The 11,991-nt window shown below is 72.2% G+C and carries 12 protein-coding genes; 10 read left to right on the top strand and 2 right to left on the bottom strand.

What is annotated here, in order from left to right; all coding sequences use genetic code 11:
- The first annotated feature begins 113 nt into the window (after positions 1–113).
- The 7 genes from ABZ876_RS24700 to mug all read left to right on the top strand — a co-directional run bounded on the left by ABZ876_RS24700 (position 114) and on the right by mug (position 6,456).
- Positions 114–539, top strand: coding sequence for a GNAT family N-acetyltransferase (locus ABZ876_RS24700; RefSeq protein WP_361785106.1), 426 nt, complete (start codon positions 114–116; stop codon positions 537–539).
- 164 nt (positions 540–703) lie between these two features.
- On the top strand, positions 704–2,029 hold the full coding sequence (locus ABZ876_RS24695; protein WP_361785103.1) for a hemolysin family protein: 1,326 nt from the start codon (positions 704–706) through the stop codon (positions 2,027–2,029).
- Positions 2,026–3,039 (top strand): hemolysin family protein, encoded by a 1,014-nt coding sequence (locus tag ABZ876_RS24690; RefSeq protein ID WP_361785100.1) that lies wholly within the window; start codon positions 2,026–2,028, stop codon positions 3,037–3,039. The genes ABZ876_RS24695 and ABZ876_RS24690 overlap by 4 nt, the downstream gene beginning before the upstream one ends.
- Before the next feature lie 85 nt (positions 3,040–3,124).
- Positions 3,125–3,907 (top strand): SGNH/GDSL hydrolase family protein, encoded by a 783-nt coding sequence (locus ABZ876_RS24685; protein ID WP_361785097.1) that lies wholly within the window; start codon positions 3,125–3,127, stop codon positions 3,905–3,907.
- A 37-nt stretch (positions 3,908–3,944) separates the two neighbouring features.
- Positions 3,945–4,304 carry a DUF4326 domain-containing protein gene (locus ABZ876_RS24680; RefSeq protein WP_361785094.1) on the top strand — a complete coding sequence of 120 codons (360 nt, stop codon included), beginning with the start codon at positions 3,945–3,947 and terminating at the stop codon, positions 4,302–4,304.
- Positions 4,305–4,438: 134 nt separating this feature from the next.
- A complete protein-coding gene (gene purB, locus ABZ876_RS24675; protein ID WP_361785091.1) occupies positions 4,439–5,881 on the top strand; it encodes an adenylosuccinate lyase in 1,443 nt (480 codons plus the stop codon).
- Positions 5,878–6,456, top strand: coding sequence for a G/U mismatch-specific DNA glycosylase (gene mug / locus ABZ876_RS24670; protein WP_361785422.1), 579 nt, complete (start codon positions 5,878–5,880; stop codon positions 6,454–6,456). Before purB ends, mug begins: the two co-directional genes overlap by 4 nt.
- On the opposite strand, the gene ABZ876_RS24665 is transcribed toward mug, so the two are convergent.
- Positions 6,434–6,877, bottom strand: coding sequence for a hypothetical protein (locus tag ABZ876_RS24665; RefSeq protein ID WP_361785088.1), 444 nt, complete (start codon positions 6,875–6,877; stop codon positions 6,434–6,436). The two genes, mug and ABZ876_RS24665, sit on opposite strands and share 23 nt — an antisense overlap.
- Positions 6,878–7,056: 179 nt before the next feature.
- Here ABZ876_RS24665 and ABZ876_RS24660 point away from each other — a divergent pair, with 179 nt between their 5' ends.
- Positions 7,057–8,214, top strand: a complete 1,158-nt coding sequence (locus tag ABZ876_RS24660) for an ROK family transcriptional regulator (RefSeq protein WP_361785085.1) — start codon at positions 7,057–7,059, stop codon at positions 8,212–8,214.
- Between the two features lie 98 nt (positions 8,215–8,312).
- Here ABZ876_RS24660 and ABZ876_RS24655 read toward each other — a convergent pair whose 3' ends face one another.
- A complete protein-coding gene (locus ABZ876_RS24655) occupies positions 8,313–9,074 on the bottom strand; it encodes a GntR family transcriptional regulator (protein ID WP_361785082.1) in 762 nt (253 codons plus the stop codon).
- Positions 9,075–9,367: 293 nt separating this feature from the next.
- Here ABZ876_RS24655 and ABZ876_RS24650 point away from each other — a divergent pair, with 293 nt between their 5' ends.
- Both ABZ876_RS24650 and ABZ876_RS24645 read left to right on the top strand, forming a co-directional pair.
- Entirely contained in the window at positions 9,368–10,198 is an 831-nt protein-coding gene (locus ABZ876_RS24650) for an alpha/beta fold hydrolase (protein WP_361785079.1), read from the top strand.
- Positions 10,199–10,342: 144 nt separating this feature from the next.
- Positions 10,343–11,929: an alkaline phosphatase D family protein gene (locus tag ABZ876_RS24645; protein ID WP_361785077.1), complete on the top strand. Its 1,587-nt coding sequence runs from the start codon at positions 10,343–10,345 to the stop codon at positions 11,927–11,929.
- Positions 11,930–11,991: the final 62 nt, after the last annotated feature.

Genomic DNA, 11,991 nt, shown 5'->3' with positions numbered 1-11,991 from the left:
GCCTTTCGACGGACGCGCCCAGGAGCGCCCTTGCGCCGCCCGCCGCGCCGCGCACCGCCGTCCGGATGCCGGAATGTTCGAAGGCGCCGAGTCCGGCATGGTGTGATACCGGCATGAGTGATCTACGGATACGGGCCGCCGGACCCGGGGACCTCGACGCCGTGCTGGCCTTCTGGAAGGTGGCCGCCGAAGGCACGAGCATCAGCGACGACCGGGACGGTGTGGAGCGGCTCCTCGCCCGCGACCCGGACGCGCTGCTGCTGGCCGAGGAGTCCGGCGAACTCGCCGGGACGGTGATCGCCGGCTTCGACGGCTGGCGCTGCCATCTGTACCGGCTCGCGGTCCACCCGGACCGGCGACGGCACGGTGTCGGCTCGGCCCTGCTGGCCGCCGCGGAGGAGCGGTTCGTACGGCTCGGGGGGCGCCGCGGGGACGCGATGGTGCTGCTGCGCAACGAGACGGCCCAGCATGCGTGGCGGGCCGCCGGGTACGCGCCCGAGGAGCACTGGCGCCGCTGGGTGAAACCTCTCACGAGCTGAGTGTTTTGCCGATACTTTACCCTTGAGAGGACACACGGTCCCCTCAAGGGGTCAACCCGTCCCACCATGGAGAGGTGTGAGCGTCCGCCGATGGGCGAGCCCGCCCGTACCCGACCTCGCGCGGTAGCCGCGTCCCTGGCCGATCCTGGGACGGAGGTGACCCGATGACCGAAGTGCTCCTCCTGCTGGTGGCGATCCTGCTCTCGCTCGCCTGCGGGGGATTCGTCGCGGCGGAGTTCTCCCTCACCACCGTCGAGCGCAGCGAGCTGGAGCACGCCGTCCGGCGCGGTGAGCGCGGTGCGTCCGGCGCCTTGAAGGCCGTACGGAGTCTGACGTTCCAGCTCTCGGGCGCCCAGCTCGGCATCACGGTCACCAACCTGGTGGTCGGCATGCTCGCCGAACCGTCGATCGCCAAGCTGATCGCGGGCCCGCTCGGGTCGCTGGGCCTGTCGCGCTCCACGTCCACGTCCGTGGGCCTGGTCATCGGCACGGCCCTGTCGACCGTGTTCCTGATGGTGGTCGGCGAACTGGTGCCCAAGAACTGGGCGATCTCCTCGCCGCTCGCGGTGGCCAAGCGCGTGGGCACGCCGCTGCGCTGGTTCAGCGCCACGTTCGGCCCGTTCATCACGCATCTGAACAACACGGCCAACCACGTGGTCCGCCGCCTCGGCCTCGAACCGGCCGAGGAGCTGGCCTCCGCGCGCGGCCCCCAGGAACTGGTGGCGCTCGCCCGGCACTCCGCCAAGGAGGGCGCCCTGGAGGCGGACACCGCCGAGTTGTTCGTGCGCACGCTCAACCTCGCCGACCTGACCGCGGAGAACGTGATGACCCCGCGCGTCCAGGTGATCGCCCTGGACACCCAGGCGACCTGCGAGGACGTGGCGAACGCGACGCGGGCGACGGGCCTGTCCCGGTTCCCCGTCTACCGCGGCAACCTGGACGAGGTCGTCGGCATCGCGCACATCAGGGACGTCGTGGCCGTACCGGCCGAGGCACGGCCCTACCGTCCCGTCACGCAGGCCATGCACGAGCCGCTCTTCGTCCCCGAGACCCTCACCGTCGACCGGCTGCTGGACCGGCTCTCCGGAAAGAACACCATGGCCATCGTCATCGACGAGTACGGCGGCACCGCCGGGATCGCCACCGTGGAGGACATCGTCGAGGAGGTCGTCGGCGAGGTGCGGGACGAGCACGACCCGCACGAGGCACCCGACCTGGCCCCGGCCGGCCGGGACGCCGACGGCCGCGCGCTGTACTCGGCCGACGGCTCGGCCCGCATCGACCGGCTCGCACGCGTCGGGCTGCGGGTGCCCGAAGGCCCGTACGAGACACTCGCCGGACTCGTCGCCACGGAACTCGGGCGCATACCGGTGAAGGGCGACTGCGTGGAGGTGGCCGGATGGCGCCTCGACGTGGTGGACGCGACGGGGCACCGGGCCGCCCGGGTGCTCCTGCACGCGCCGCCCGCCGAGCGGGAGGCGGAGCGATGACCTTCGTCCAGCTGCTGATCGGCCTTCTGTCGCTCGTCGCGAACGCCTTCTTCGTGGGCGCCGAGTTCGCGCTGATCTCCGTCCGCCGCAGCCAGATCGAGCCGCACGCCGAGGCGGGCGACCGGCGGGCCCGCAGTGTGCTGTGGGGCCTGGAGCACGTGTCGGCGCTGCTCGCGGCCGCACAGTTCGGCATCACCCTGTGCACCCTGGTCCTCGGTGTCGTCGCCGAGCCCGCGATCGAGCATCTGCTGGAGCCGGTGTTCCACGCGGTCGGCATCCCGCCGGGCGCGGGCCGGGTGGTGTCGTTCGTGATCGCGCTGGCCTTGGCGACGTATCTGCACATGCTGTTCGGCGAGATGGTGCCGAAGAACGTGGCGCTCGCCGAGCCGGTGCGGCTGGCCCTGCTGCTCGGCCCGCCGCTGGTCGGTCTGTCCCGGGCGCTACGCCCGGCGATCCTCGCGGTGAACACGTTCGCGAACGCGCTGCTCACGCTGCTGCACGTGGAGACGAAGAGCGAGGTCACCGCCACCTTCTCGGACGACGAACTGGCGCGGCTCGTCACGGACTCCGGCGAGGCCGGGCTCATCGACGACCGCGCCCAGGAGCGGCTGCACGACGCCCTGGAACTGGGCCGCCGGCCCGTGCGCGACGTGGTGGTGCCGTTGGAACGCGTGGTGTACGCGCGGGTCGGTGTCACTCCGGAGGAGCTGGAGCGGCTGTCGGCCGAGTCCGGGTTCTCGCGATTCCCGGTGGTGGACGAGGGGCGGCGGATCGCCGGCTATCTGCATGTGAAGGACGCGCTGGACGCGTCACCGCGGAACGCGCCGTTCCGGCTGGCGGACATGCGGCCGGTCGCGCGGGTACGGGGAAACACACCGCTGGACGACGTGCTCACCGCGATGCGCGGCAGCCGTACGCACCTGGCGGCGGTCGTGGGCACGGACGGCCGCCTGGCGGGCCTGGTCACGATGGAGGACGTCCTGCGGGAACTGTTCGGCCACCGGACCTGACACCCCCCGCCCGCTCCCCCCGGGCACCGGCCGGAACGGGCCGACCGACCGGCAGGTATGGCCGCGGGATAACATCGTCCGCGCCATGCAGACGAACCCCACCCACACCAGCCTGGTCGCGGTCGGCGACTCCTTCACCGAGGGCATGTCGGACCTGCTTCCCGACGGCTCGTACCGCGGCTGGGCCGATGTCCTCGCGGGCCGGATGGCCGCCCGGACACCCGGTTTCCGGTATGCCAATCTGGCCGTGCGCGGCAAGCTCATCCAGCAGATCGTCGAGGAGCAGGTCGATCTCGCCGCCGCGATGCGGCCGGACGTGATCACGCTGGTCGGCGGCCTGAACGACACGCTGCGGCCCAAGTGCGACATGGGCCGCGTACGGGATCTGCTCACCCAGGCCGTGGAGCGGCTGGCCCCCGCGTGCAACCAGCTCGTCCTGATGCGCAGCCCCGGTCGTCAGGGGCCGGTCCTCGAACGGTTCCGGCCCCGCATGGAGGAGCTGTTCGCCTGCGTCGACGAACTCGCCGAGCGGCACGGCGCACTCGTGGTCGACCTCTACGGCGCACCCTCGCTCGCCGATCCGCGGCTGTGGGACGTGGACCGGCTGCACCTGACGGCCGAGGGACACCGCCGGGTGGCGGAAGCCGTGTGGCAGACGCTGGGGTACGAGGCGGAGGATACGGAGTGGCGTACGCCGCCGGCGCCGAACGGCCGGCCCGGCTGGCTCGCCCGTCGGACCGCGGACGTCCGCTTCACCCGGCAGCATCTGCTGCCATGGATAGGGCGGCGGCTGACGGGCCGCTCGTCGGGCGACGGCCGCCCGGCCAAGCGTCCGGAACTGTTGCCGTACGAGGAGTCGGCCGTCTAGGGCCGCCGCACGTGCCGAATGTTCCGGAGGGAGTCGCGTGAGCACCAGGGTGATCAATCTCAAGGGCCACCTTCAGGACTTCGGTCCCCGGCTGGAGGACGCCCCCCGTGATGTCGTCTACATCGGCCGCCGGCTGACCAGGGGCGGCTGGGACCTGCCCCAGCACCCGCTGTACAACCCGTTCCAGATCGACACCCCGAAGAAGAAGCACGACGGGACCCGGTCCGAGGTGATGGCCAAATACCGGGAGTATCTGATGGCGCGCCCGGACCTGCTGGCCCTGGTGCCCGAGCTGCGCGGCAGGACGCTCGCCTGCTGGTGCGCGCCCGAGCTGTGTCACGGGGACATCCTGGCCGAGGTCGCGGAACGGACGGAGCACCCGGGCCGCCGGTCGTAGCGGCGGGTACGGCGCAGGGCGGTCACGCAGCCGTCACAAGCCCGGGTCCGGGCTCGCGTGACGCCGGTCTCGTAGGTTCCGCCGATTCGCCCGGTGGCGCTGGCCTGCACGAATCGCCAGTAGAATCCGTACACGTGACTGCTGCGCCCGCAAAGCCCCGTATCCCGAACGTCCTCGCCGGACGCTACGCCTCCGCCGAGCTCGCCGTGCTCTGGTCCCCCGAGCAGAAGGTGAGGCTGGAGCGTCAGCTCTGGCTCGCCGTGCTGCGGGCCCAGAAGGACCTGGGAGTCGAGGTGCCGGACGCGGCGATCGCCGACTACGAGCGCGTGCTCGACCAGGTCGACCTCGCCTCGATCGCCGAGCGCGAGAAGGTCACCCGGCACGATGTGAAGGCGCGGATCGAGGAGTTCAACGCCCTCGCCGGGCATGAGCACGTGCACAAGGGGATGACCTCCCGCGATCTGACGGAGAACGTCGAGCAGCTTCAGATCCGGCTCTCCCTCGAGCTGATGCGCGGCCGCGCGGTGGCCGTTCTGGCGCGTCTCGGCAAGCTCGCGGCCGAGTACGGCGAGCTGGTGATGGCCGGCCGCTCCCACAACGTGGCCGCGCAGGCAACCACCCTCGGCAAGCGCTTCGCGACCGCCGCCGACGAACTGCTCGTCGCCTACAACCGGACCGAGGAGCTGCTCGGCCGCTACCCGCTGCGCGGTATCAAGGGCCCCGTCGGCACGGCACAGGACATGCTCGACCTGCTCGGCGGGGATGCGGCCAAGCTCGCGGATCTGGAGCAGCGGATCGCCGGTCACCTGGGCTTCTCGCAGGCCCTCACCTCGGTCGGCCAGGTCTACCCGCGCTCTCTCGACTACGAGGTCGTCACCGCGCTGGTGCAGCTGGCCGCGGCGCCGTCGTCGCTGGCCAAGACGATCCGGCTGATGGCCGGGCACGAGCTGGTGACCGAGGGTTTCAAGCCCGGCCAGGTCGGCTCGTCCGCGATGCCGCACAAGATGAACACCCGCTCCTGCGAGCGCGTCAACGGCCTGATGGTCATCCTGCGCGGCTACGCCTCGATGACCGGTGAGCTGGCGGGCGACCAGTGGAACGAGGGCGACGTGTCCTGCTCGGTGGTGCGCCGGGTCGCGCTGCCGGACGCGTTCTTCGCGCTGGACGGCCTGCTGGAGACGTTCCTGACGGTGCTCGACGAGTTCGGCGCCTTCCCCGCCGTCATGGCGCGCGAGCTGGACCGCTATCTGCCGTTCCTCGCCACGACCAAGGTACTGATGGCGTCGGTGCGCGCGGGGGTCGGCCGGGAGGTGGCCCACGAGGCCATCAAGGAGAACGCCGTGGCCTGCGCGCTCGCGATGCGCGAGCAGGGCGCCGAGCGCAATGAACTGCTGGACCGGCTGGCCGCCGACGAGCGCATCCCGCTGGACCGCGCGCAGCTCGATGCGCTGATGGCGGACAAGCTGTCCTTCACCGGCGCCGCGGCCGACCAGGTCGCCGCCGTGGTCGGCCGCATCGAGGAGATCGTGAAGCAGCACCCCGAGGCCGCCGGCTACACGCCGGGGGCGATCCTCTGACCCGGTTCACCCCGGCGGAGCTTCAGGCCGCCCGCGACCGTCTGGTTCCGGACGTGGTCGCGGACGGCCTCAAGGTCCTTTTCTGCGGCATCAACCCGGGTCTCATGACGGCGGCGACGGGCCACCACTTCGCCCGCCCCGGCAACCGCTTCTGGCCGGTGCTGCATCTGTCCGGCTTCACGCCGAGGCTGATGAAACCGTCGGAGCAGCGGGAGTTGCTCGCATACGGGCTCGGCATCACCAATGTGGTGGCGCGGGCGACCGCGCGGGCCGACGAACTGAGCGCCCAGGAGTACCGGGAGGGCGGGCGGATCCTCGGCGCCAAGGTGGAGCGGCTGCGGCCGGCGTGGCTGGCGGTGGTCGGGGTGACCGCGTACCGGACGGCCTTCGGCGACCGCGGGGCCGCCGTGGGCCCGCAGGAGCGGACGATCGGCTCGACCCGGGTGTGGGTGCTGCCCAACCCGAGCGGTCTGAACGCCCATTGGACGGCGGCGACGATGGCGGAGGAGTTCGCGCGGCTGCGGAAGGCCGCGGGCCGGTGGACGGGGACGGTCACGGGGGATCCGTCTCCGTGACGACCGCGAGGAGCCGGAACGGCAGCTCCGTGTCCCACTGGGACACCCCGAGGGCGACCCACCGGCCCGTCTCGGCCGACTTCCACAGCCGGACGTCCGGCACATGCCCGCTGAGACCGGCCCAGGGCTCCTCGACGTCCTCGCCGCCCATGGTCCGGTCGAGAACGCTGTAGAGACTGAAGTCCACAGACGGCCCCCACCGTTCGGTCAGCCGCTCGCCGAGCCCGTCCCGGTCGACCTCGTACTGCGTCCGCGCCTCCTCCCGCCCGGTCCCGTCGTCCTCCCAGAACTCATCGCTCGTCTGTAAGGCGGCCACGTGATACCCGGGCCCGCTCTCACCGTGCTCCGTCCTGCCGTGCGCCGCGGGGAACTCCCGGGCGCACAGCAGCTCTATGACGGAGAGGTACCTCGCGATGTCCATGCGATCCAGTAAAGCGGGCACCACTGACAACTGGCACGGCGTCAGGCGGGGTGAGCGCGGCGTAGGAGTCGGCGTTCGTCACGACGGGCCGATCCGCTCGGATGCCGGCCGGCCCTCGCGGGTGGGCGCGGCGCCGAGTACGATCCGGCCAACACGCGCACGAGCTGGGAGGACGGACGTTGGGGCGGCTGACCGGCGGGGATCCCTCTCTGCTCCGAAGGATCAACTCCGCGGTGGTGCTGCACGCGCTGCGTGGCACGGACTGCGCGACCCTCACCGAGGTCACCCGGCTGACCGGGCTGTCCCGGCCGACCGTCGAGGGCGTGGTCGAGGGACTGATCGAGGCCGGACTCGTGGTGGAGCAGGCCGCCGAGGAGGGTGCGGCCCGCCGGCAGGGGCGGCCGGCGCGGAGGTTCCGGTTCCGGGCGGAGGCGGGCCATCTGCTCGGCCTGGACGTGGGCGCCCACCGGGTCACCGCCCTCCTCGCCGACCTCGACGGCCGGGAGCTGGGCTCACTGTCCAAGGAGATCTCCGAGGCGGCATCGGCGGACGAGCGTCTGGAGCGGCTGCGGGGCACGGTCGCCGAGCTGCTGCGCCGTGTGGGCGTGGCACGCGGTTCGCTGCGCGCGGTGGGCGTGGGCAGCCCCGGGATCGTGGAGGCGGACGGCACCGTGCGCCTGGGCACCGCCCTGCCGGAGTGGACCGGACTGAACCTCGGCGAACGGCTCGGCCGCTCCTTCAAGTGCCCGGTCCTCGTCGAGAACGACGCCAACGCGGCGGCCGTGGCCGAGCACTGGAAGGGCGCCGCCACCGAGTCCGACGACGTCGTCTTCGTGCTGGCGGGGCTGAGTCCCGGCGCCGGCTCCCTGATCGGCGGGCGGCTGCACCGCGGCTACGGCGGGGCGGCCGGGGAGATCGGCGCCCTGCATCTGCTGGGCCGCGAGGCGGCTCCCGAGAAGCTGCTGTCGACCACGGACGAACCGCTGCAACCGCTGGACGAGCAGCAGGTCGCCGACGTCTTCGCGCTCGCCCGCGAGGGCGACCAGCGGGCCGGTGCGGCCGTGGACCGCTTCATCCAGCGGCTGGTGCACGACGTGGCCGCCCTCGTCCTCGCCCTGGATCCCGAACTGGTCGTCATCGGCGGCTGGGCGGCGGGCCTGGACGGCGTACTGGATCCGCTGCGGCGCGAACTGGCCCGCTACTGCCTGCGCCCGCCGAAGGTGACCCTGTCACGGCTCGGCGAGGCCGCGGTGGCGACGGGGGCGCTGCGGCTGGCGCTGGACCATGTGGAGGAGCAGCTGTTCGCGGTGGAGGGCACGGTCACTGCGCGGCGCTGATCCGCAAGGGTGCGGGGCCGTGACCGGGCGTGCACGCGGGCGGGGGCGCACACGGGCGCGTGACCCGGGGCACGGTCGCCCCGGTGTCCCGCGGGCGGTCAGGAGGCGCGGCGCTCCGGATCGTGGTGGATCTCCACCCGGCCCGAGGCGCCGAAGGTGAGGCGGCAGGTGTCGGCGCGGTACGTGGCGACGGAGACGGCCGCCGCCCGGCCCCCGGCGTGATAGCGGGTGGTGACGACGAGGACGGGCGCGCCGGGCAGCCGGTCGAGCTCCCTGGCGTCCTCGGCACTGGCCGAGCCCAGCTCGACGGCCTGGTCCTGGTCCTCCAGGTCGGCTCGCTGGAGTTCCCGCAGGACGGCACGCGCGCGTGCCGTACCGGAGGGCGCGTCGATCGCGGAGAGATCGGGCACCGAGGAGGCCGGGATGTAGAGCAGTTCGGCGGCGACGGGCTGGCCGTGCGTCACCCGGGAGCGGCGCACCGTGTGCACCCGCTCGTCCCGGGCGGCCCCGAGGAGATCGGCCACGGCGGCGGGCGGGACCGCGACCGTGCAGTCGACGGGCTGCCAGGCGTCCCCGGCGGCGCCCGGCCACAGATGCCGCTCGGAACCTACGGCGACCCCCACGCGCGGCGGGGCGACGGTCGTCCCGACTCCGCGCCGGCGCTGTAGACGGCCCTCCAGTTCGAGCTGTTCCAGCGCCTGGCGGAGGGTGGCGCGGGCGACTCCGAAGCGAGCCGCGAGGTCGCGTTCGTTGGGCAGGATCTCGCCCACCGAGAACTCCGAGTCGAGTGCTTCGGTGAGCACGGTCTTGAGATGCCAGTACTTGGGCTCCGGCACCGGTTCCGCCTGCGTGGTCCCCACCCTGTCCTCCGCGATCGCCGTGGTGCGGCGGCGTTTTAAGCGCCCTTGTTTATTAAAGGTTGTTGCACTTCTCTGCGACCATAGGGCGGCCCCCACCCTTGGTCAAGACCAATCCTCGGTCCCTCACGGAGCGCACGGGCGCGGTCCGCAGGGCGTTCACACGGCGTTCGCGGGGCGCGGCACCGATGACACACGGGCGAACGCTTTCCGACCGGGGGCTACCCGCCGGTAGCAGTTGCTGACAAAGTGTCTAACGCACAGTCGTCACCCTGTCCCAGACGAGGAGCAGCAGCATGGCCGCCACGGTCTCCTTCGGCGTTCCCTCTCCGCACGGCCCGCGGACCGTGACCGTCTCGTACGCGCGCGTGGGCAGCGGCGAGCCGCTCCTCCTGCTGCACGGCATCGGCCATCACCGGCAGGCCTGGGACCCGGTCGTGGACATCCTGGCGACCGAGCGCGACGTGATCGCGGTCGACCTCCCCGGCTTCGGCGCCTCCCCCGCCCTGCCGGACGGACTCGGCTACGACCTGACGAGCGTGGTGCCCGCTCTGGGTGCGCTGTGCGAGGCGCTGGACGTCGACCGTCCGCATGTGGCGGGCAACTCGCTGGGCGGTCTGCTGGCTCTCGAACTGGGCCGCGAGAAGCTCGTACGGTCCGTCACCGCCCTTGCGCCGGCCGGTTTCTGGACCCCGGCCGAGCGGCGCTACGCATTCACTGTGCTCCTCGCGATGCGTCAGGCGGCGCGCGCGATGCCGCTGCCGCTGGTGGAACGGCTGTCGCGCACGGCGGCCGGGCGCACGGTGCTGACGAGCACCATCTACGCGCGGCCCGGCCACCGATCCCCCGAGGCCGTCGTCGCCGAGACGCTCGCGCTGGCCGGGGCCGAGGGATTCACCGCGACCCTCCGTCAGGGCACGACCGTACGGTTCGCACAGGACGTGCCCGGGCTGCCGGTCACCGTGGCGTGGGGCACCAGGGACAGAATCCTGGTGCGCCGCCAGGGGGTCCGCGCCAAGCAGATCATCCCCGGCGCCCGTCTGGTACGGCTGCCCGGCTGCGGCCACGTCCCGATGAACGACGATCCGGCACTGGTCGCCCGGGTGATCCTGGACGGCAGCCGCTGAGCACCCGCGGACCGCCGCCGCTGCGCTGTCCACGGTTCCCGTAGCGCCGCGGGCAGTTGTTCACTTGCGGTTTGCGTATGCGCTGCGGCGTCCCAGTAGTTGTGACAGTGCCCATCGGCCGGAACCGTCCCAGGAGGCACCTTCATGTCACACCGTCCCTTGCCGGGCCGCCGCAGTGTGCTGCGCGGCTCCCTCGCCGCGTCGGCCGCTCTGACCCTGCCCCCCGCGCTCGGCGCGGCACCGGCGTTCGCCCTGTCGGGACGTCCGAAGGCGGCATGGGGCGTCCAGGCCGGAGACGTGAGCGTCCACTCCGGTCTCGTCTGGGTACGGTCCGACCGCCCCGCCCGGATGATCGTCGAGACCGCCGCGACGGAGTCGTTCCGCAACCCCCGCAGATGGCACGGCCCGCTGCTGGACGCCGGTACGGACTTCACGGGTACCACTCGGCTGCACGGGCTGCCGGCGGGCGAGCAGATCCACTACCGGGTGCTGCTGGCCGACCCGGACGACCCGCGGCGCTCCGGCGAGCCCGTGACGGGCACCTTCCGCACGACGCCGCTCGGCCGGCACCGCGGAGTGCGCTTCCTGTGGTCGGGTGATCTGGCGGGCCAGGGCTGGGGCATCAACCCGGATCTCGGTGGCTACCGGATCTACGACGCGATGGCGAAGCTGGACCCGGACTTCTTCCTGTGCAGCGGTGACAACGTCTACGCCGACGGGCCGATCCCGGCGACCCAGGCCCTGCCCGGCGGCGGCACCTGGCGCAACATCACCACCGAGGAGAAGTCCAAGGTGGCCGAGACCCTGGCCGAGTACCGCGGCAACTTCCGCTACAACCTGTTGGACGAGAACCTCAGGCGGTTCAACGCCCAGGTGCCGTCGATCATCCAGTGGGACGACCACGAGGTCCGCAACAACTGGTACCCGGGCGAGGTGATCGCCTCCTCCGACACCCGCTACACCGAGAAGAGCATCGATGTGCTGGCCGCGCGGGCCAGGCGGGCGTTCAGCGAGTACTTCCCCCTCTCCATGCTGCGGCCGGGTGACCGCGACGGCCGGGTGTACCGGGTGATGCGGCACGGCCCGCTGCTGGACGTCTTCGTCCTGGACATGCGCACCTACCGCAACGCCAACTCGCCCGACGACCAGACCACGGATCCGCAGGGCATCCTCGGCGCCGAGCAACTGGACTGGCTCAAGCGGGAGTTGCAGCGGTCCCGAGCGGTCTGGAAGGTGATCGCCGCGGACATGCCGCTCGGCCTGGTCGTGCCGGATCCCATGGAGAACCGGCCGAACTTCGAGGCTGTCGCGCAGGGCGACCCGGGCGCGCCGCTGGGCCGGGAACTGCAGATCGCGGAACTGCTCCGGTTCATCAAGCACCGCAGGATCACGGGCACGCTGTGGCTGACGGCCGACGTGCACCACACCTCGGCGCAGCACTACCACCCCTCGCGCGCCGCGTTCACCGACTTCGAGCCGTTCTGGGAGTTCGTCTCGGGCCCGCTCAACGCGGGTGCCTTCCCGGCGAGCGCGCTGGACGGCACCTTCGGCCCGGACCGGGTGTTCGTGAAGGCGCCGACCGCCTCGAACGTCTCCCCCGCGGGGGGCTACCAGTTCTTCGGCGAGGTCGACATCGACGGCGACAGCGGGGAGCTGACGGTCCGGCTGCGGGAGCGGGACGGGACCGCTCTGTTCACCCAGGTGCTGCAGCCGGGGCGGGTCGGGCAGTAGGTTTTTTCACGCCGCGCACCGGAGTCGTCCCCCGGTGCGCGGCGCGCCGCCTACCCGCACGG

It is taken from the genome of Streptomyces sp. NPDC046931, assembly GCF_040644655.1.
Lineage (GTDB): Bacteria > Actinomycetota > Actinomycetes > Streptomycetales > Streptomycetaceae > Streptomyces.
The sequence above is the reverse complement of the archived record's forward strand: the minus strand, read 5'-3'. Positions and strand labels throughout refer to the sequence as shown.